We start from the raw sequence: 18,509 nt of genomic DNA on the forward strand, positions 1-18,509 counted from the left end.
ATGCAACGGCAGGACATTGCCGACAGAATGAAACGGGTCTCATCCCTTTCCCCAATACGTAGGGCTGATCGCGCCTTGTACCTGTAGGAGCGAGCTTGCTCGCGAACCTTGCCCGACAGACGGGCGCTGCACATCGGTGTTTCCCGGTCAGAGCGGATTCCGCCCCGGTGCTGTCTACAAGTGCATCACCGACAGGGTCGGCTGCCACAGGATGTACACCGCAATTTCGCGATCTCGCCGGTCATCCCGGCTTCTGCCAAAGCCTGCCGGCATCCGCCGGGATTAGCATCCGCGCCCTTCATTACAACCCTGTGTGCGAGGAGTGTGCCTGCCAATGTCCGGTTCCGAATTCCAATGGCTAGCCGTCATCTTCGGCATGCTGACCGGCCTGGGTGTCACGCGGCTGCTGACCGCCGTGGCGGCGACCCTGCGCTCGCGCGCGACCTCAAGGAGTTAGTCCGCGAATGGACTTATCCCGATGCACCAGGAAGTGTTCGAGTCCCATGGGCATTGGGCGCTGATCTTCCTGAGTGTTTACTTCCTGGAAGACTTCCTGAAATCGATCGAGTACTGGGGCGACCATTTCCTGAACGGGTGGGGGCTGATGATGCTGGGGCGTCATCGTGCTGCCGGTCATCGCGTTTCTCAGTCGACGGCGCGTCAACTTCTGTATCGCGGTTCTCTTCCTCGTCCTCCACGTGATCTCGATCTTCGTCGACTTTCGGGGCTTGCAGTCCGTCTGAAGCGGCTGCACGAGGCCCGCCGCTTGCACTCTGCCCGCCTCAGAGAATCGAGAAGTTGTAGCTGGCGATCAGTCGTACCTCATCCACATCCCGCGCCGACTGTTCGTAGTTGGTGCGGTAGGTGGCGTTACGCAGGCGCAGGCTGAGGTCCTTGAAGGTGCCGGCCTGGATCACGTACTTGAACTCCACGTCGCGCTCCCACTCCTTGCCCTCGTCGCCATTGGCCAGGGCGATGTGGTCGCCGTTGACGTAGCGGGTCATGAAGCTCAGGCCGGGCACGCCGACGCTGCGCAGGTCGAAGTCGTAGCGCAGTTGCCAGGAGCGCTCCTGGGCGTTGGCGAAGTCGTTCACCTGCACGTAGTTGGCCAGGTACGGGTTGCTGCCATCGAGGTAGGGCATGGAGCTGTCGCCGCTCATGCGCTGCCAGCCGGCGCTGAGGATGTGGCCGCCCTGGGCGTAGGACAGCAGCAGGCTCAGCGCGCGGTTGTCGATCTCGCCGGCGCGGGCCGAGCCGTCGTCGTCGCTATCGAACCAGCGCAGGTCGGCGGTGACCTTGCCGGCGCCCACCGCCTGCTTGCCGACGAGGCCGACGTAGCGCTGGCGGTAGACGTTTTCCAGCCCGCCCTGGGCGTATTGCAGCAGGAGTTGGTCGCTGACCTGGTAGTCGGCCTGGTAGGAATCGAAGCGGTTGCCGGTGGTGTCGCAGGCGTAGCGCTTGTTCTTGCAGTTCAGGCGCACGTCCTGGGCGTCGGTGGAGTCGCGCGCGGTGTAGCGTTCCAGGCGGGTGGCGGTGAGCTTGAGGTGGGCGATTTCCTCGCTGGTCAGTTGCGCGCCGTGGAACATGTTCGGCAGCAGGCGGCCGTCGTTGTACTTGAGCAGCGGCATGTCCGGCAGCAGGGCGCCGTATTTGAACTGCGTGTGCGAGACACGCAGCTTGCCGGTGACGCCGGCCTTGGCGTACTGGTCTTCGGAGTGGCGCGGGTCGTGGCCGCTGGAGGGCAGCAGGCCGCTGTTGCTGTCGGCGGGGCTGGAGTCGAGCTTGACGCCGAGCATGGCCAGGGCGTCGACGCCGAAACCGACGGTGCCTTCGGTGTAGCCCGACTGCACATTGAGGATGAAGCCCTGCGCGGTTTCCTCGCGCTTGGAAGCGCCCTGCGGGTTGGACGAGCTGCCGTCGCGGAAGTCGCGATTGAAGTAGAAGGTGCGCGATTCCAGGCGCGCGCTGCTGTCCTCCAGGAAGTCGGCGCTGGCCGGGGCGGCGATGCCTCCGAGCAGGGCGAGGGCGCTCAGGCGGGCGAGCGGGCTGGAGGAGAGGGGCGAGGGCATGGGGTGACTCCGGGGGCGCTAAAAAAGCGCGCGAAGGTGTCACAGATGGGCGGCCGGGTCTTTGCGACCATGGTCTAGATCGCGGGTTTTCGCCTGGGCGTATCCACCGGCGTTACCGTCGGACAATCGGCTGAAACCTTCGGCGCCGCCCCGCGTCCACTGTCATGCGATTCCCCGAACCGCTGGAGGTGAGCATGAAAGGCCATGGTGAAATCAGCGAGCGCCCGGGCGTTGCGCCCGAACGTTGGCCAACCCAGTCCGGCCCCGGTGACAAGCGCGGGCTGCCGGGCTACCCGCAGCGTCAGGGCCCACCGGGCGACTCGCGCCATGTGGATCCCGAGCTGGGTTTCGACCCGGATTCGCCGGACCTCGCCGACCCGCAGATCGACCCGCCGCACCCGCCCCATGTACCGCAGGATGGCCCGGACCCGCAGGGCCAGCGGCGCGTGCCGGGGGACAAGTATCCGCCGTATTCGGAGCACTAGAGCAACGGCCCCTCACCCTAACCCTGGCTGCGCGCCCCGCTCCGCAAGCGGGAGAGGGGACTGATCGGCGTGGGGGCACCTTCGCTTCAGCCGGCACCATTGCACCGTACGTGGCACGACCTTGTAGGAGCGAGCTTGCTCGCGAACAACCCACGATGCGGGGCCGGGTTCGCGAGCAAGCTCGCTCCTACGAAAAGTAGATCGGAGCGCCGCCAGCCTAGGCCGTGCGGATCAGCTACCCTGCGGCATTTCCCCCCGCGCCAGGCGCGCATTGATGTCGGCAATCACTGCCGGCAGCTCGGCGATGGTGTCGATCAGGTAGTGCGGGCGCGAGCCTTCGAACATCTGGCCGATGCGTTGGCGCTCCTGCTCCAGCTGGTGCGCCGGCAGCGCCTGGTACTGCTCGTAGGTCAGGCCCAGGGCGTTGCCCGAGCAGGTCAGCGCCACGGTCCACATACCGGCGCTGCGGCCTTCGAGGATGCCCGGCCAGGTGTCGTCGACCTTCACGCAGGCCGCCACGTCGTTGATGCCCAGGGCGATCACGTTGGCCAGCGCCTGTGCCGGGTGCGGGCGGCCGTTGGGCACTTCATCGGTCGCCACCACATGGTCGGCGACGTAGCCGTTGGTTTTGGCCAGGGCGACGACCTTCTCCATTACCACGGCCGGGTAGCCGGAGCAGGAGCCGATCTTCAGCCCGCCTTTGCGCAGGGTGGCGATGGCGTCCAGCGCGCCGGGAATCAGCGCCGAATGCTCGGCGATCTTCTCGATCTGCAGCGGCATGAAGCGCTCGTAGATGGCGGTGACGTCATCGTCGGTGGGCAGGTGGCCGAAAGCGGCGCGGTAGCGTTCGCCGATGGCCGGGATGTCGCACAGGGTGCGGATGTGGTCCCACTTGCCCATGCCCATCGGGCCACGGGCTTCTTCCAGACTGACCTGCACGCCGAACTCGGCGAAGGCCTCGACGAAGATCTGGGTCGGCGCGAAGGAGCCGAAGTCGACCACGGTGCCGGCCCAGTCGAGGATGGCGGCTTGCAGTTGCTGGGGTTGCTGGTAATGCATGGCGATACTCCAGTGAGGATAAATTCAGGCTGAGTGCGGCCCGCCCGGCGACATGGCGGGCTCGCGGGTTCAAGGGGTGTTCGCGGTGAAGATCAGGCCGTGGTGTCGAACAGCTCGGCGATGATCGGCCGCTTGCGGCGGATGCCCAGGCAGCACAGGTAGTAGCTGATGTGGAACGGGTCCTCGGCGAAGGCGATGGAGCGCGTGCCCGGCCGGTCGGCGTACTCCACCGCCGAGACGAAGCCCACGCCGATGCCGTGCACCACCGCATGCACGATCGCCTCGCGGCTGTTCAGCTGCATCGCGCAGTCCAGCTCCACGCCGTGCTGGCGACAGCCTTCCTCCACCAGCTGGCGGGTGCGCGAGGCCGGCTCGCGCAGTACCACGCGCTCCTTCGCGATCTCCTGCACGCTGACCGATTCCTGCTCTGCCCAGGGGTGGTCGTCGCGTACTACCGCGAGGATCGGGCAGGTGCGGTAGAGCTGCGTGCTGAGGCGCTGGTCGAACTCGGAGAGGGCGAGGATCGCCACGTCGATGTCGAAGTTGTACAGCCGCTCCAGGGTGCCGGCCTCGCTGGTGAAGGAGGTCTCCAGCTCGATGTCCGGGTAACGCTGCATCAGCGAATAGGTCAGGCTCATGGCGATCGGCGGCGACACAGCGCCGAGGCGCAGCATGCCCTGCTTGCGCTGCTGGAAGCTCTGCAGCAGTTGCAAGGCTTCGTCCTCCTGGCCGAACAGGCCCTGGGTGATCGCGTAGAGCTGCTGCCCGGCCGGGCTCAGCTCGATGAAGCGGCCGCGACGGTGGAACAGCTCCACCGAAAAGCGCTTCTCCAGCCCGCTGACCTGCTCGCTGATGGTCGGCTGGCCGACGCTCAGCAGCGCCGCGGCCTGGGTGAAGCTGCCGGTGCGGGCCACCGCGTGAAAGGAGCGCAACCACTTGTGGTACTGGTACATGGCTTCTCTTTATCTGGCGGGTGTCTGGCACGAGGGCTTGCCGCATGGCCGTGCCCTCAGCGCCGGACGAACAGGGCGACCACTGCGCTGCACACGCAGGCCGTGGTGACCACGATGAAGATCAGTGAAGTATTGCCGGTCGTGTCGAGCATGCGACCGATCAGGGGTTCGGCCAGACCCGCAAAGAGGTAGGAGGAGAAGTTCATGATCCCGGTGGCGGTGCCGGCGCGGCGCGCGCCGACCAGGTCCGGGCAGAGCGCCCAGAAGCTCGACGCCGGGCCGTAGACGAAGAAGCCGCAGAGGAACAGCGCGAGCAGGCCGACGCCGCTGTGCGCCGGCAGGCTCCACATCCACAGGCTGGTGAGGGCGCCCAGCACCATGTAGAGCACGATAGCGCGGTAGCGCTTGCTGCCGAACAGGCGATCGGACACCCAGCCGTTGCTCAGTGCGCCCACGGCCATGCCGACGGGCAGGGCGATGGTGATCCACTTCGGGTCGATGAAGCTCTGGCCCTTCTGCCAGTCGGCACCGAGGAAGTGCACCGGCACCCAGACGATCAACCCGTAGCGCGCGGCGTTCTGGAAGCCCAGCGACAGCGCAGCGACCAGCAGGCGCGGGTTTTTCAGCACGGCGAGGTAGCGTTGCGTCGAGGTCTCTTCCTCGCCGTGGGCAGCTTCGCTGGCGCGGTCCTCGGCATTCGCCACGCCGGTGTCGGTCAGCGGCTCGAAGCCCAGGTCCTGCGGGCGTTCGCGGGCGACCAGGTAGAACACGATGCCACCGGCCAGCATCAGTAGTACCGGCAGGCGGAAGATCCAGCGCCACTCCAGGTGCAACACGTCGATGACCACCACCGAGGTGACGTAGGACAGCACCGAGGCGCAGCCGGCGGCGAACACATAGAAGCCGTAGACCCTGCCGCGCTCGGCGGCGCTCCACCAGTTCGACAGCAGGCGGCTGCCCGGCGCCCAGCCCAGGGCCTGGAAGTAGCCGTTGATGCCCCAGGGCAGGATCAGGCTGCCGAAGCCGCCGGCGAAGCTGGTGACCCAGTTGGCCGCGCAGGACAGCGCCGCGCCGATGCTCATGATGCGCCGGCCGCCGAACTTGTCGGCGAGGTTGCCGTTGATCGCCTGGCCGATGGCGTACATCCACAGCATGGCACTGGAGGCCCAGCCGAGGGTTTCCTTGCTCAGGCCGAACTCGGCCTGGATGCCGGGGATGGCGAAGCCGAAAGTCTGGCGGCCGGTGTAGAAGAACAGGTAGCAGAACATGGCCGCCAGCAGCATGCGCCACTGGGCGAGGCGAAACGGGGTGACGGCGGAGACAGGCCCAGACAGGGTTTGTGCACGGTTCATGGTGGTTTTCCTTCTTGTTCGCTCGCGCCGGAGCAAGGCTCGGCGTGTCGGCACTCTTGTTGGTGCAACAGGAAAAGGCGGCCGCCGGGGCCGCCCGGTGAGGGACGGCCTCAGGCGGCTTGCGAGCCGATGAAATTGCGGCCGCGGGCACCCTGCATGGCGAAGTCGATCATCGCTTCGGCTTCGGTGGCAGTCACGCCGTAGTCGCCGAACTCGGTCTTGACCCCGAGGCGATGGAGGAATTCACACAGGCGCTTCTGCGCGCCGGCAAGGTCATTGCCGAAGACGCGCTGCAGAATGCGGTCGCGGTCGGCATCGCGGCCCCAGGCCAGGCCCAGCACCAGTGGCAGGGTGAAGGAGCAGGCGATGCCGTGGGGCAGGCCGTGGCGCAGGGTCATCTCGTAGGAGATGGAGTGCGCCAGCGCGGTCTTGGTGTTGGAGAAGGCCATGCCGGCCTTCAGCGCGGCCAGCGCCATGCGCGAGCGCAGTTCGCGGTTGCCCAGGTCCTGCTGCAGGCGCGGCAGGCAGTCGAGGATGTCCTCGATGGCGGACACGGCGAAGGTGTCGGAGATCGGGTTGGCGTTGTGGTTCCAGATCGACTCCAGCGCGTGGGACAGCGCGTCCAGCCCGGTGGAAACCGTCACCCCGGCGGGCACGCTGAGCATCAGGTCCGGGTCGATCAGCGCGACCTTGGGCCAGGTGCAGTCCAGGTGCAGGGAATACTTTTTCTGCCGCTGGGCGTCCCAAATGGTCGCCCAGGGCGTGACCTCGCTGCCGGTGCCGGCGGTGGTCGGCGCGGCAATGAGTGTTTTGTGCCGCGCCGGGGCGAAGGGTTTGCCGGTGGCCAGCAGGTCGAGCAGTTCGTCGAACTGCCCGGACGCGGTGCCGACGAGCAGCGCCTTGGCGGTGTCGATGGCGCTGCCGCCGCCGAGGGCGAAGACGGTGCTGCAATCGGCTGCGTCACGCCAGAAACGCTCGTGCACATCGCGCAGCCAGGCCACGTCGGGGTTGGGTTGCACGTCGTCGATGACGTAGGCGAGGCGCTCGCCGAGCAGGCTGCGGACGCGGTCGATCAGCCCCAGTTGCGCGGCTTCGGGGAAGGTCACCAGGGCGACCTTGCCTTCGCAGAGGTCGGCGATGCGGTCCAGGCTGCCGCCGCCGAAAACGGTGGCGACCGGATTATGGAATCGGGCAGGCATGGGCAGTTCCTTATTGTTGTTTGAACGTGCGGCCATGCTCGGTGCCTCTTCGGTTTCGTTCCAATCGATTGATCGCAGGTGGGCATCGGCCTGACCGATAACAGCGGGGGCGGGCATCTTCGGAAAACTCCAGGCGTGCGCCTGCCCGGCGCGCGCCCGGAAGACGCACGCGGCAGGAGGTTGTGGCGGAAGTGAGAAGGGGCTGATCTGAAACCGATAGCGGGTGCGGTCAGTGCCGCCCCTTCCCCTGGATGGCGTGGCGCAGGCGGTTGGAGAGCAGGTCGGCGAGCACCACCATGACGGTGATGACGACGATGCAGGTGGCGGTCTCCTGGTACTTGAACAGCTTCAGGCTGCTGACCAGCTCGAAGCCCAGGCCGCCGGCGCCGACCATGCCCAGCACCGTGGCCGAGCGCAGGTTGACCTCGAAGCGGTAGAGCACCACGGCGATCCACGCGGTAATTACCTGCGGCAGCACACCGAAGGCGATCACCTGCAAGGGCCGCGCGCCGGTGGCTTGCAGTGCCTCGATGGGGCCCTGGTCGATCTCCTCGATGCTCTCGGCGAAGAACTTGCCGAGCATGCCCACGCCGTGCAGCGCCAGGGCCAGCACGCCGGGGAAGGGCCCCAGGCCCACGGCGGAAACGAACACCAGGGCGAGGATCAGCTCGTTGATGCTGCGGATGACGTTGAGCAACTGACGCGTGGCGAGGTACAGCCAGCGGTTGCCGTGCAGGTTGCGCGCGGCGAGGAAGCCCAGCGGAACGGCGAACACGATGCCCAGCAGGGTGCCCCAGAGGGCAATCTGCAGGGTCTCCAGCGCCGGGCGCCAGAGGCTCGGCAGGATGCTCAGGTCCGGCGGCAGCGAGCGGCTGAGGAAGTCGCCGATCTGCGGCAGGCCGCTGGCCAGTTCGCTCCAGCTCAGTTGCGCGCCCTCGGCGCTCCAGTGCAGCAGGTAGAGCACCGCCAGCACGGCGGCGCCGGTGGTCAGCCAGCCGCGTTTGGTGTGCGGCGTTTCGACCATCCAGTGGTGGCGGCGCAGGTTCATGCTCCGGCTCCTGTTTCGCTGGCGTAGACCGAGCGGGCGGCCGTCTGGTAGGCGGTTGCCTCGCTGCTCGGGCGTTGCTGGTAAATCCGTCGTAGTGCGGAGTCATCCAGTTGCTCCGCACTGCCGTCGAAGACCACGCAGCCGTTGGCCAGGCCGACGATGCGATCGCCAAACTCTCGCGCCAGGTCCACCTGGTGCAGGTTGCACACCACGGTGATGCCCAGGGTGCGGGTGGCCTCGCGCAGGTAGTGCATGACCAGTTGCGCGGTCTTCGGGTCGAGGCTCGCCACCGGCTCGTCGGCGAGGATCACCTGCGGCCGCTGGGCCAGCGCACGGGCGATGCCCACACGCTGCATCTGCCCGCCGGAGAGCGAATCGGTGCGGGCTTCGGCCTTGTGTTCCAGCTCCACGCGGCGCAGGCATTCGCGGGCCAGCGCGACGTCCTCGCGGCTGAACAATTGCAGCACCGAGGCGAGGGTACCGACGCAGCCCAGCCGCCCGGTGAGCACGTTCTTCAGCACCGACAGGCGCGGCACCACGTTGTGGTGCTGGAAGATCATCGCCACCCGGCGCCGCAGCTCGCGGGTATCGCGCGCCTGCATGGCATCGACGGCGGCCACCTGCAATTCGCCGCCGTCGGCCTGGGCCAGGCGGTTCATGCAGCGCAGCAGGGTGGACTTGCCGGCGCCGGACTGACCGAGGATCACCACGAACTCGCCGGCCTCGATGCGCAGGTCGATCCCGCGCAGCACCGGGTTGTCGCCGTAGCCTTTGGTCAGTTGGGCGACACGGATCATTTCAGGCTCCGCAGGTCGAGGTCGAGCACCTTGGCGGTGTCGCGCACGACGTTGTAGGCGGCGTCGTTGGTGGGCTGGAAGCCATTGAGCATGCCCTGGTCGCCCCACGGTACGTCCTTGATCGAGGCGAACGCGGCAAGCAGTTTCTGCTGCAATTCCGGGTCGAGGTTCTTGCGCCAGACCATGGGCGATTCGGGAATGTCGTCGGATTTCCAGACGACCTGGAAGTCGTCCTGCTGCACCTGGCCCGCGCTGATGGCGCCGGCGAGGATGCGGTCGGCCACGGCGGCGGCGTCCACCTTGCGGTTCTCCACGGCGAGGATGCTGGCGTCGTGGGAGCCGGAGAAGATCACCCCCGAGAACAGCGCCTTCGGGTCATGCCCGGATTGCTCCAGGCCCGCCTTGGGGAACAGGTGCCCGGAGGCCGAGCTGGGGTCGACGAAGGCGAAGGTATGGCCCTTGAGGTCGTCCAGGCTGCGGATGCCGCTGTCCTTCCGGGCGATGATCAGGCTGTGGTAGGCGCTGGTGCCGGTCTTCTTGGTCACCGCCACGGCGAAGGCGTCGGCACCGGCGACCTTGTTCGCCAGCACGTAGGAGAATGGGCCGAGGTAGGCGACGTCCAGCTTGCCGGCGCGCAGCGCTTCGATCACGCCGTTGTAGTCGGTGGCGACGAAGGGCTTCACCGGCATGCCCAGGCGCTGCTGCAACTGGTCGAGCACCAGCTGGCTGCTCTTGATCATGGCCTGGGAATCCTCGGAGGGGATCAGGCCAATGGTGAGAGCGTCCTGCGCCTGGGCGGTCGGCAGCAGGGCAGCGGCGAAGGCGAGCGGCAGCACGGCGAAGCGGAACAGTCTGGTCAGCGAAGTCATGGCGTTACCCGGAGGTTGTGTTCGGTAGCGCCAAAGCTAGGGCTGTCATGTGACAGTCACGCCATCAAATCAATATGGGTTCGAGCACAAAACCATTGATAGGAGCTATGGATGTCGACCGCCCGCCTGCGTACTTTCCTCGCCGTGGCCCGCCACGCCAGCTTCAGCGCGGGGGCACGGGCCATCGGCCTCAGCCAACCGACGGCGACCACGCAGATCCAGGGCCTGGAGCGGGAGTTCAACGTCGAGCTGTTCCATCGCCGTGGCCGGCGCATCGAGCTGACCGCCGTGGGCCGCGCGCTGCTGCCCATCGCCCAGCAGATGTCGATGCTCGAAGCCGAGGCGAGCAACCTGCTGCGCGATTCCGGCCAGCTCAATCGCGGCCAACTGAAGGTCGGCGCAGTGGGGCCGTTCCATGTGATCGAGATGGTCGACCTGTACCGCCGCGACTACCCGCAGATCGACGTATCGATCCGCATTGGCAACTCTGCCTCGGTGCTGGCCGACCTGGAAAACTACGTCACCGACGTCGGCGTGCTAGCCGGGCTGCATGATGACCCGGCCTTCGTCGCGCAGCTGTACGCGCGGCACCCGGTGATCCTCTTCGCCCACGTCAACCACCCGTTCGCGCGCCACGATGAAGTTCGCCTGCAAGCCTTGCAGGGCCAGCCGCTGCTGCGCCGCGAGCAGGGCTCGACCACCCGCGTGGCGCTGGAGCGCGAGCTGGACAAGGCCGATGTCACGCCGCGCATCGCCATGGAGATCGGCAGCCGCGAGGCCCTGCGCGAGGCGGCGATTCGCGGCATCGGCATCGGCGTGGTGTCCGAGGCGGAGTACATCGCCGACCCGCGCCTGAAGGCCATCCGCATCAGCGGCGACCCGGTGTGCACCGAGACCTACCTGTACTACCTCGCCGAGCGCCGCAGCAGCCAGGTGATCGCCTCCTTCCTGCGCTCGCTCGCGCAATAGCACAGCAGCCGGTGCCGGCGACATGCGCGGATTGTTCAAGCGCAGCGGAGGGCGCCGCGGGAACACTGGCGGCTCCCACTGCACTGGAGCTGCCCCATGCGATACCTCTACGCCCCTGCGTTCTTCTTCGGTTTCATCGGCCTGGCCCTGACCCTGGTCGGTGCAGGCGTATCGCTGCTCTGCCTGCCGGCGCTGTTGCCGCTGGCGATCCTGCTGGCCTTCCTCGCCGAGCGGCTCTGGCCCTATCGCGCGGGCTGGAACGAGAGCCACGGCGACGGCGCCCGTGACCTGCTCCACGCGCTGGTCAACGAGACGCTGAACGGCCTGGGCATTGCTGCGATCCCGTTGATGGCCCTGTGGCTGCCGCATGTCGGGCTGTGGCCAAACGATTGGACGCTGGCGTTGCAACTGCTGGCAGCGCTGTTGATCGCCGACTTCGGCATCACCCTGGTCCACTACGCCAGTCATCGTTCGCAGTTGCTCTGGCGGTTGCACGCGGTACACCACAGCGTCACGCGCATGTACGGTTTCAACGGGCTGATGAAGCACCCGCTGCATCAGATGCTGGAAGCACTGGGCGGCACGCTGCCACTGCTGGTGCTGGGGATTCCGGTGGAGGTTGCCGCGCTGCTGGCGTTCGCCATTGCCATCCAGTTGCTGTTGCAGCACAGCAACGTGGACATGCGCATCGGCGCACTGCGCCACCTGTTTGCCTGGGCGCCGCTGCATCGCTTGCATCACCTGAAATACGGCACGGCGGGGGATGTGAACTTCGCGCTGTTCTTCAGCTTCTGGGATCGCCTGCTGGGCACCGCGCTGTACCTGCCGGACTACGCGCTGGCGGAGGATGACCTGGGCATCGGCGACCGCCCGGACTACCCGGTGGCGTACTTCGCGCAACTGGCCGAGCCGTTTCGCCGTGTTGATGTGGCGCACCCGCCGGCGCCGCTGCCGGCGGGGCTGCGGCGTGCGGGAGTCGGCGCGCGCTGATGCGAGCAAGGCCTGTTCCTGCAGGCCAGCACAAAGCCAGATGCAGACTGTAGGAGCGGGCTTGCTCGCGAACGTATTGCTCCCGGAGCATTCGGTGTGAAGCGGATTCGCGAGCAAGCTCGCTCCTACGAAAAGCCCCCACGACTTGCCGATCGCTGAGGTCCAACCTCACCTTCGGAGCGCGCTTTGTCTGCGATATTCAGCTCAGCACGCGAAACTTCAGGCGGCGCAACGTCAGATCAGCACGAATCCCGAACTGACTACGCACACTCCGTGAGAAGTGCGCGGAATCTGCGAAGCCCGCGGCGATGGCGGCGCTGGTCAGGCTGCTCCCGGTCATGGCCAGCCGCAGCGCCTGGCGCAGCCGTTGCCAGAGCACCAGCCGGCGCACCGACAGGCCCAGTGTGCCGCTGAACAGCCGCTCCAGTTGGCTCAGCGAGAGCGAGGCTGCCTCGGCCAGCGCCTGGGCGGGCAGGGCACCGTCGTCCAGCGCGCGGATGCGTTGCAGGGCTTTTTCCAGGCGCGGGTCGAGCTCACGGCGCGGCAGCGCGCATAAGCCTGCCGCGAGCTTTTGCAGGTCCGCTCCGGCTTGCCGGCAGAGCCGTTGCAGGTCACCCAGTTCGAACGCCAGCGGCTCGGCGAACAGGGTGATGACACGCTGGTCACTGTCGAGGATCGCGTGGCGCTGGTTGGAGCCGATCACCAGCAGCGATGCCTGCTGCGGCTGGCCGTCGATCAGCGCCTTCACTTCACCCTCGCAGGCCATCAGCAACTGGTGTGCGTAGTGCGCATGGGAGCGCGCATGGCCGGTGGTGCCGGCGACCAGGCAAAAGTCCGCGCCGAGCCAGAGCTCGCCCTGCCAGGCCTGTTCAGTCGGCTGCATGGCGTGCCAGCCACTCTTCCCGGGTCAGTTCCCAGGTTTCCCTTGGCAGTACGCCGCTGACGAAGTGGCCTTCGTCGCGGCCCACCAGGCGCATGCCCTCGCGTTCGGAAATACGCCTCGAACCTTCGTTGGCAACGGCCTTGGGCACCTGCATCAGCGGCCGGCCCAGCGTCTGGAACCAGAAGCGGTTGACCGCTTCGCAGGCCTCGCTCATGTAGCCGCGACCCTGCCAGGCCGGCGCCAGCCAGAAGCCACGGTGCCCACCCGGTTGGTCGAAGAGCGAGATGTTGCCGATGGCGCCGTCCGGCTCGCTGGCGAGGCGGATCATCCAGTGCCATTCCTCACCACGGGCCATGGCCGGCAGCACCACGTCGCGCACGTAGACCAGCGCGCCGTCGGCGGGGTAGGGCCAGGGCACGCGGCGGTCGAGGTAGCGCACCACTTCCCAGCGCGGGAACAGGTGCTGGATCAGCGGCGCGTCGCTCAACTGCACGGGCGTGAGCAGCAGGCGTTCGGTAGGCAGAGTGGGCAGGCGATCCATGTCGAAGTCCTGTATTCGGATGATCAGTCTGCGGGTTTTCGCGCGCGCTTGGCCAGCCGGACAACCTGAGCGGGAAGAACAGCCGGGCGCGCCGACATGAGTTTTCTACACTCCCATTCCGGTCGGCGCATTCGCGTAGGCCCCGCTCAAGAGAGGTTGCCATGGCCCGCATTGTCAGAATCCACCAATACGGTGACGCCAGCGTCCTGAAACTGGAGGCGGTGGAGGTAGCCGCCCCAGCGGCGGACGAGGTGCAGATCGCGGTCAGAGCGTTCGGCCTGAACCGCGCCGAAGTGATGTTCCGCAACCACGCCTACCTGCAGGAAGCGGAGTTCCCCAGCCGCCTGGGCTATGAAGCCTCCGGTGTGGTGAGCGCGGTGGGCGGCGGCGTGAAGAACATCCAGGTCGGCGATGCGGTGAGCCTGATTCCGCCGCTGGATATCGCCCGCTGGGGTACCTACGGCGAAGTGGCCAACGTGCCGGCGTACCTGGTGGTGAGGCACCCGCAGAGCCTCAGCTTCGAGCAGGCCGCTGCGTCCTGGATGCAATACGTCACGGCCTGGGGCGCGCTGGTGGAGCAGGCGAAGCTGGCGAAGGGCGAGTTCGTGCTGGTCACCGCGGCGTCCAGCAGCGTGGGCCTGGCCGCCTCCCAGGTTGCGCGGATGGTCGGCGCCACGTCCATCGCCGTGACTCGCACCCAGGCCAAGAAACAGGCATTGCTGGAGGCCGGTGCTGATCATGTGATCGTCAGCGATGACGAGAGCATCGTCGAGAAGGTGATGGCGCTGACCGGCGGGCAGGGCGCCCGCGTGGTGTTCGATCCGATCGGCGGCCCCGGCGTCGAGGTACTGACCCAGGCCATGGCCCGTGGCGGCATTCTCCTCGAGTACGGCGCGCTGAGCCCGGAGCCGACGCCGTTCCCGCTGTTCACCGTGCTGGGCAAGAGCCTGACGCTCAAGGGCTACCTCTACGCCGAGATCGTTGCTGATCCGGCCGCGCTGGAGCGCGCCAAGGCGTTCATCGTCAAGGGCCTGGAGTCTGGCGCGCTGTACCCGGTGATCGCGCGGACCTTCCCGCTGGAGCAGATCCAGGACGCGCATCGCTTCCTCGAAGCCAACCAGCAGGTGGGCAAGATTGTCGTGACGGTCTGAGCCCGGATAGTCAGAAGCGGGCGCTCGGTTTTCGATGCCGAAGCGCCGGTTTTTGCGACTGGAGTGACGGTCCGGGAGCGGCGCTAAAACCCCGGCTTGGCAGGTCGTTCTCCGGGGGCGCGCTGCGCGTCGAGCTCACGACCGGGATTTGACCCGGTCTTGACGCGGGCTTGACGCGCTCCGCTGGAAGATCGCCCGATCTCTGACCTGTTGGACGATTCCCGTGGAAAAGAACTCCCCCCTGATCGCCATGCTGCTCCTGGCCGTGGCAATCCCGTTCAAGGCGCACTCGGACGAGCGCACCGTGCATGGCTGGGTCGAGGAAGCCGAGATTTATCCCGAAGCCGTGCCGGTGAAAGCCAAGCTCGATACCGGCGCGCTGACCTCGTCCATGGATGCGAAGGATGTCGAGTACTTCGAGAAGGGCTCGAAGAAGTGGGTGCGCTTCAAGGTGGTTGCGAAGAACAGCGACACGGGGCAGGAAACCTCCCAGACCTTCGAGCGGCCGCTGATTCGCAAGGTGAAGCTGCGCGGGGCTGGCGGCACTGATCACCGGCCCGTGGTGAAGATGCAGGTCTGCATTGGCCAGCAGTTGCTGGATGAGGAGTTTTCCCTGCGGGATCGGAAGAACATGATCTACCCGATCCTGTTCGGCCGTAAGACGCTGGATCGGATCGGCCCGGTCGACACCCGCCGCACCTTTACCCAGCAGCCCAAATGCCAGGGCGCTGGCTAGTCGGGAAGGTCAGCGCAGGATCACGCGCAGCAGGGCGACCAGCGCGGCGCCGAACAGCGGTGAGATCCAGATGCCGAAGGTCTCCAGGATGAACTGCCGGGCGTAAGCGAGCAGCGCCATGTCCGGGGCCGGCACACCGAGGCTGTGCTGGCAGTACGCCAGAACGGCCACGATGAAGCTGGTGCCCGTCAGCACCCCGGCCGCTCGCCACCCCGGCCCTCTCCCGCTGGTGTAAGCAAGCAGTGCGCCGCAGAGCGTACCGCTGAGGGCCACGAGGATCTCAAAGGTGAATTCCGGCTCGGCGAACCATTGGCTGCCCTTGAGCCCCAGCACGTTGCCAATGAACCAGCCGGTCAGGCTGCCCAGCAACAGCGCCACGGCGAACCAGGGGACATAGCGCAAAACCGTGCTGTTCTGCATTGGGAAGGCCCCCTGGAAACGTAGGTGATGGCAAAGTGGCAGTGTAGTCGGCACCCTCGAATTTGCTGGGCAGGCCCGGGGAGTTCGACAAACGTCACTTGCGCAGTAAGTAGACCCGCACCCCGTCCACGCCGGGGATGACGTTGTGATGGCGGATTTGCGAGAAGCCCAGGCGCTGGAACTCGCGCTCCAGGGCGCGGGCGCTGGCGAAATCCGGGCCGATGGGGTGGGGCTCGACGCCGCAGGGACAAGCCTGGAGATCGCTGCCAGTCGAATCGGGTTGGCCGATACGGGCGAAGAGAATCACGCTGTCGCGGGTCACCGGGATCCATTCGTTGAGCAGCCGGATGTTCGGCACGTTGCAGGTGGTCTGGGGGATTTCCGGGAGCAGCAGGCAGTCCACCGCACCCTGGCGCAGTTCGGCCTCGCCCTGGGGCGCGGGCAGCGCCCTGATCCGTCGCTTCAGGGTTTCGGGGAGCTTCTGATGTGCCGCCACCAACGACTCGGTGGAGGGGCAGGTCGTCACGATGATGCGGTTGCTGTGCTCCAGCAGTACCGGCCAGGCAACGCCCGGGCACATTGAAACCTCGAGCATCAGGATCGGCTCCTCGGCCAGGCGCAGGGCAAGCCGGAGCAGGCGTTTGTACCGCCACTGGCGAAGGCGCTGGCGAAGTCCGCCAACGACCGAGCTGCCGGCAACGACAGCGTTCTCGCAATGGGCGGCGGGGACAAACAGGCGTTGGGGTTCGTTCATGGGCGCGGACTCGTCAGTTACCGCCATTGTCGAGTTACGCGATCAAGGACTCGTCAAGCGCGTGTGAAAAAGACGTCGTGAGGCGGGGCGGCGTGGTTGGGTTCTGGCGATTGTCCGACGTTGGATAGGGGCTCGGTTGTTATCTCTACTGATGAGGTTCGCGGAATACGCTGACGCCATTTGACGAATTCTTCTCCTTTCGCACCGTAGAGTGCCGCTCGATTGCCGGCTCTGGCACCCCACTGGCGCTGCAACCCGTCCAGCTCGATGCACCATTACAAGGACCACCCCATGCAACTCTTCCGCTCGGCTCCGACGCGCTTCCTGGCGCTGATCGCCTTGCTCTGGCTGACCGTCTTCTTCCTGACCCGCCTGGTCCTCCTGGTTGGCCATCTGTCCGAAGTCGGCACGGCCCACGTGGCGGTCTTTGCCGTCGGCCTGCTCTATGACCTGAGTTTCCTGGTCTATGCCCTGTTGCCGATGGGCGTGGTCCTGCTGCTGATGCCCGCGCGTGTCTGGCGCAGCACTACCTGGCGTTGGTTGCTGACGGCCACGCTGTTTGTCAGCGTCTACGTGATGCTCTTCACCGCGGTGGCCGAATGGCTGTTCTGGGACGAGTTCGGGGTGCGCTTCAACTTCATCGCGGTCGACTACCTGGTCTACTCGGACGAGGTGCTGAACAACATCCTCGAGTCCTACCCGATCGGTCTGCTGCTGAGCATCCTGGCAGCCATTTCGCTGGTCGTGACCCTGGCGCTGTTCAAGGTCATCGGCCGTCTGCGCGACGCCGAGGTGGCGTCCCCGCCGCGCCGTCTGCTGGGCTGCGTTGGCCTGGTGGTGCTGGCGCTGGTGGCCGGCCTGCTGGTGGACCAGGATTCCCCGCGCGGCCAGAGCGGCAATACCTACTTCCGCGAGCTGGCGAGCAACGGCCCGTATCAGTTCTTCGCCGCCTTCCGTAACAACGAGCTGGACTACCCGCAGTTCTACTCCACCCTGCCGGCGCAGGAAGTCTCCCGGCAGATGCGCGCGGAGCTGGCCGAGCCCAACGCGCGTTTCGTCGGCACGGACCCCTTGGACATCCGCCGGAGTATTTCCAGCGAAGGCGCGCCCAAGCGCTACAACATCGTCCTGGTGACCATCGAGAGCTTCAGCGCCAAGTACATGGGCAGCAACGGCGATGGGCGCAACCTCACTCCCAACCTCGACGAACTGCGCCGCAACAGCCTCTACTTCAACAACTTCTACGCCACCGGCACCCGTACCGACCGTGGCCTGGAAGCCATTACCCTGTCGATCCCGCCGACGCCCGGCCGCTCCATCGTCAAGCGCGTCGGCCGCGAAAGCGGCTTCGCCAGCCTCGGCCAGCAGCTGAAGAACGTCGGTTACGACGCCGTGTTCCTGTACGGCGGGCGCGGCTACTTCGACAACATGAACGCCTTCTTTGGCGGCAACGGCTACCGCATCGTCGACCAGTCCAGCGTCCAGGAGTCGGACATCCACTTCAAGAACGCCTGGGGCATGAGCGACGAAGACCTCTACGCCCAGGCGATCAAGGTGGCGGACCAGGACCATGCCCGCCAGCAGCCGTTCCTGCTGCAACTGATGACCACCTCCAACCATCGGCCCTACACCTACCCGAATGGCCGCATCGACATCCCTTCCGGCGAAGGGCGCGACGGCGCGGTGAAGTACACCGACTACGCCATTGGCCAGTTCCTCAAGGCGGTGAAGAGCAAGCCCTGGTTCGACAACACCCTGTTCGTGTTCGTCGCCGACCACACCGCGGGCAGCGCCGGCAAGGAAGACCTGCCGGTGGCGAACTACCAGATCCCGCTGTTCATCTATGCGCCCAAGCTGCTGCCGGCCGGGGAGCGCGCGGAACTGGCGAGCCAGCTGGACCTGGCGCCGAGCCTGCTGTCGATCCTCAACCTGAGCTACACCTCGACCTTCTACGGGCGCAACCTGATGGTGCCGAACACCCTGCCGCCGCGCGTGGTGATCGGCAACTACCAGCACCTGGGGCTGTTCGACGGCCAGGACCTGGCGATCCTCAGCCCGCGCGGTGAACTGCGCCGACACAACCAGGCCCTCGGCGCGAGCACGGAAGTGCCGGAGAAAGCGGACGACCCGCTGGTGGACCGGGCGATCAGCTACTACCAGTCGGCGAGCTACGGCTTCACCCATCACCTGCTGGACTGGAAACCGACGGCGGGGCAGTGAGCCCTGAGCTGGCA

19 protein-coding genes are annotated in these 18,509 nt (G+C 66.5%); 7 read left to right on the forward strand and 12 right to left on the reverse strand.

What is annotated here, in order from left to right; all coding sequences use genetic code 11:
* The first annotated feature begins 334 nt into the window (after positions 1-334).
* Complete coding sequence (locus CTR55_RS12285; RefSeq protein WP_296286410.1) at positions 335-457, forward strand: hypothetical protein; 123 nt, start codon at positions 335-337, stop codon at positions 455-457.
* A 325-nt stretch (positions 458-782) separates the two neighbouring features.
* On the opposite strand, the gene CTR55_RS12290 is transcribed toward CTR55_RS12285, so the two are convergent.
* Positions 783-2,069: an OprD family porin gene (locus CTR55_RS12290; protein WP_296286412.1), complete on the reverse strand. Its 1,287-nt coding sequence runs from the start codon at positions 2,067-2,069 to the stop codon at positions 783-785.
* 194 nt (positions 2,070-2,263) lie between these two features.
* On the opposite strand from CTR55_RS12290, the gene CTR55_RS12295 reads away from it, so the two are divergent.
* The gene (locus CTR55_RS12295; RefSeq protein WP_296286414.1) at positions 2,264-2,554 is read left to right on the forward strand and encodes a DUF6021 family protein; all 291 of its coding nucleotides are present in this window, start codon (positions 2,264-2,266) and stop codon (positions 2,552-2,554) included.
* Positions 2,555-2,785: 231 nt separating this feature from the next.
* Here the strand turns inward: CTR55_RS12295 and phnX are convergent, their stop codons facing one another.
* From phnX to phnD, 7 genes are all read right to left on the reverse strand, one after another.
* On the reverse strand, positions 2,786-3,613 hold the full coding sequence (gene phnX / locus CTR55_RS12300) for a phosphonoacetaldehyde hydrolase (RefSeq protein WP_296286416.1): 828 nt from the start codon (positions 3,611-3,613) through the stop codon (positions 2,786-2,788).
* Positions 3,614-3,705: 92 nt separating this feature from the next.
* A complete protein-coding gene (locus tag CTR55_RS12305) occupies positions 3,706-4,566 on the reverse strand; it encodes a LysR substrate-binding domain-containing protein (protein ID WP_296286417.1) in 861 nt (286 codons plus the stop codon).
* A gap of 56 nt (positions 4,567-4,622) precedes the next feature.
* Complete coding sequence (locus tag CTR55_RS12310; RefSeq protein WP_296286418.1) at positions 4,623-5,918, reverse strand: MFS transporter; 1,296 nt, start codon at positions 5,916-5,918, stop codon at positions 4,623-4,625.
* Positions 5,919-6,028: 110 nt separating this feature from the next.
* Entirely contained in the window at positions 6,029-7,117 is a 1,089-nt protein-coding gene (gene psrA, locus CTR55_RS12315) for an iron-containing alcohol dehydrogenase PsrA (RefSeq protein ID WP_296286419.1), read from the reverse strand.
* 229 nt (positions 7,118-7,346) lie between these two features.
* Positions 7,347-8,165: a phosphonate ABC transporter, permease protein PhnE gene (phnE, locus tag CTR55_RS12320; protein WP_296286420.1), complete on the reverse strand. Its 819-nt coding sequence runs from the start codon at positions 8,163-8,165 to the stop codon at positions 7,347-7,349.
* Complete coding sequence (gene phnC / locus CTR55_RS12325; RefSeq protein ID WP_296286422.1) at positions 8,162-8,962, reverse strand: phosphonate ABC transporter ATP-binding protein; 801 nt, start codon at positions 8,960-8,962, stop codon at positions 8,162-8,164. The genes phnE and phnC overlap by 4 nt, the downstream gene beginning before the upstream one ends.
* On the reverse strand, positions 8,959-9,831 hold the full coding sequence (gene phnD / locus CTR55_RS12330; protein ID WP_296286424.1) for a phosphonate ABC transporter substrate-binding protein: 873 nt from the start codon (positions 9,829-9,831) through the stop codon (positions 8,959-8,961). Before phnD ends, phnC begins: the two co-directional genes overlap by 4 nt.
* 111 nt (positions 9,832-9,942) lie before the next feature.
* Here phnD and CTR55_RS12335 point away from each other — a divergent pair, with 111 nt between their 5' ends.
* Complete coding sequence (locus CTR55_RS12335) at positions 9,943-10,800, forward strand: LysR substrate-binding domain-containing protein (RefSeq protein WP_296286425.1); 858 nt, start codon at positions 9,943-9,945, stop codon at positions 10,798-10,800.
* Between the two features lie 96 nt (positions 10,801-10,896).
* Positions 10,897-11,790, forward strand: coding sequence for a sterol desaturase family protein (locus CTR55_RS12340; protein ID WP_296286427.1), 894 nt, complete (start codon positions 10,897-10,899; stop codon positions 11,788-11,790).
* A 199-nt stretch (positions 11,791-11,989) separates the two neighbouring features.
* Here the strand turns inward: CTR55_RS12340 and CTR55_RS12345 are convergent, their stop codons facing one another.
* Together CTR55_RS12345 and CTR55_RS12350 are read right to left on the reverse strand one after the other, a co-directional pair.
* Entirely contained in the window at positions 11,990-12,673 is a 684-nt protein-coding gene (locus tag CTR55_RS12345; RefSeq protein ID WP_296286428.1) for an AraC family transcriptional regulator, read from the reverse strand.
* Positions 12,660-13,214 (reverse strand): GNAT family N-acetyltransferase, encoded by a 555-nt coding sequence (locus CTR55_RS12350; RefSeq protein WP_296286430.1) that lies wholly within the window; start codon positions 13,212-13,214, stop codon positions 12,660-12,662. The genes CTR55_RS12345 and CTR55_RS12350 overlap by 14 nt, the downstream gene beginning before the upstream one ends.
* A 161-nt stretch (positions 13,215-13,375) precedes the next feature.
* Here CTR55_RS12350 and CTR55_RS12355 point away from each other — a divergent pair, with 161 nt between their 5' ends.
* Both CTR55_RS12355 and CTR55_RS12360 read left to right on the forward strand, forming a co-directional pair.
* Positions 13,376-14,365 (forward strand): zinc-dependent alcohol dehydrogenase family protein, encoded by a 990-nt coding sequence (locus tag CTR55_RS12355; RefSeq protein WP_296286431.1) that lies wholly within the window; start codon positions 13,376-13,378, stop codon positions 14,363-14,365.
* Positions 14,366-14,588: 223 nt separating this feature from the next.
* A complete protein-coding gene (locus tag CTR55_RS12360) occupies positions 14,589-15,101 on the forward strand; it encodes an ATP-dependent zinc protease (RefSeq protein ID WP_296286433.1) in 513 nt (170 codons plus the stop codon).
* 9 nt (positions 15,102-15,110) lie between these two features.
* Here CTR55_RS12360 and CTR55_RS12365 read toward each other — a convergent pair whose 3' ends face one another.
* Together CTR55_RS12365 and CTR55_RS12370 are read right to left on the reverse strand one after the other, a co-directional pair.
* The gene (locus tag CTR55_RS12365) at positions 15,111-15,521 is read right to left on the reverse strand and encodes a hypothetical protein (RefSeq protein ID WP_296286434.1); all 411 of its coding nucleotides are present in this window, start codon (positions 15,519-15,521) and stop codon (positions 15,111-15,113) included.
* A 94-nt stretch (positions 15,522-15,615) separates the two neighbouring features.
* On the reverse strand, positions 15,616-16,275 hold the full coding sequence (locus tag CTR55_RS12370) for a hypothetical protein (RefSeq protein WP_296286436.1): 660 nt from the start codon (positions 16,273-16,275) through the stop codon (positions 15,616-15,618).
* A gap of 291 nt (positions 16,276-16,566) precedes the next feature.
* On the opposite strand from CTR55_RS12370, the gene CTR55_RS12375 reads away from it, so the two are divergent.
* Positions 16,567-18,495: an LTA synthase family protein gene (locus tag CTR55_RS12375; protein WP_296286437.1), complete on the forward strand. Its 1,929-nt coding sequence runs from the start codon at positions 16,567-16,569 to the stop codon at positions 18,493-18,495.
* Positions 18,496-18,509: the final 14 nt, after the last annotated feature.

Origin of the sequence: Pseudomonas sp. (assembly GCF_002796985.1) — a bacterium.
Lineage (GTDB): Bacteria > Pseudomonadota > Gammaproteobacteria > Pseudomonadales > Pseudomonadaceae > Pseudomonas.

What these genes read in the sequence shown, in the direction of transcription:
- CTR55_RS12370 (WP_296286436.1), bottom strand. Translation starts at nt 16,275, where the DNA reads ATGAACGAACCCCAACGCCTGTTTGTCCCCGCCGCCCATTGCGAGAAC.
- phnD (WP_296286424.1), bottom strand. Translation starts at nt 9,831, where the DNA reads ATGACTTCGCTGACCAGACTGTTCCGCTTCGCCGTGCTGCCGCTCGCC.
- CTR55_RS12335 (WP_296286425.1), top strand. Translation starts at nt 9,943, where the DNA reads ATGTCGACCGCCCGCCTGCGTACTTTCCTCGCCGTGGCCCGCCACGCC.
- phnX (WP_296286416.1), bottom strand. Translation starts at nt 3,613, where the DNA reads ATGCATTACCAGCAACCCCAGCAACTGCAAGCCGCCATCCTCGACTGG.
- CTR55_RS12295 (WP_296286414.1), top strand. Translation starts at nt 2,264, where the DNA reads ATGAAAGGCCATGGTGAAATCAGCGAGCGCCCGGGCGTTGCGCCCGAA.
- CTR55_RS12285 (WP_296286410.1), top strand. Translation starts at nt 335, where the DNA reads ATGTCCGGTTCCGAATTCCAATGGCTAGCCGTCATCTTCGGCATGCTG.
- CTR55_RS12355 (WP_296286431.1), top strand. Translation starts at nt 13,376, where the DNA reads ATGGCCCGCATTGTCAGAATCCACCAATACGGTGACGCCAGCGTCCTG.
- psrA (WP_296286419.1), bottom strand. Translation starts at nt 7,117, where the DNA reads ATGCCTGCCCGATTCCATAATCCGGTCGCCACCGTTTTCGGCGGCGGC.
- CTR55_RS12375 (WP_296286437.1), top strand. Translation starts at nt 16,567, where the DNA reads ATGCAACTCTTCCGCTCGGCTCCGACGCGCTTCCTGGCGCTGATCGCC.
- phnC (WP_296286422.1), bottom strand. Translation starts at nt 8,962, where the DNA reads ATGATCCGTGTCGCCCAACTGACCAAAGGCTACGGCGACAACCCGGTG.
- CTR55_RS12340 (WP_296286427.1), top strand. Translation starts at nt 10,897, where the DNA reads ATGCGATACCTCTACGCCCCTGCGTTCTTCTTCGGTTTCATCGGCCTG.
- CTR55_RS12345 (WP_296286428.1), bottom strand. Translation starts at nt 12,673, where the DNA reads ATGCAGCCGACTGAACAGGCCTGGCAGGGCGAGCTCTGGCTCGGCGCG.
- CTR55_RS12305 (WP_296286417.1), bottom strand. Translation starts at nt 4,566, where the DNA reads ATGTACCAGTACCACAAGTGGTTGCGCTCCTTTCACGCGGTGGCCCGC.
- CTR55_RS12310 (WP_296286418.1), bottom strand. Translation starts at nt 5,918, where the DNA reads ATGAACCGTGCACAAACCCTGTCTGGGCCTGTCTCCGCCGTCACCCCG.
- phnE (WP_296286420.1), bottom strand. Translation starts at nt 8,165, where the DNA reads ATGAACCTGCGCCGCCACCACTGGATGGTCGAAACGCCGCACACCAAA.
- CTR55_RS12365 (WP_296286434.1), bottom strand. Translation starts at nt 15,521, where the DNA reads ATGCAGAACAGCACGGTTTTGCGCTATGTCCCCTGGTTCGCCGTGGCG.
- CTR55_RS12350 (WP_296286430.1), bottom strand. Translation starts at nt 13,214, where the DNA reads ATGGATCGCCTGCCCACTCTGCCTACCGAACGCCTGCTGCTCACGCCC.
- CTR55_RS12290 (WP_296286412.1), bottom strand. Translation starts at nt 2,069, where the DNA reads ATGCCCTCGCCCCTCTCCTCCAGCCCGCTCGCCCGCCTGAGCGCCCTC.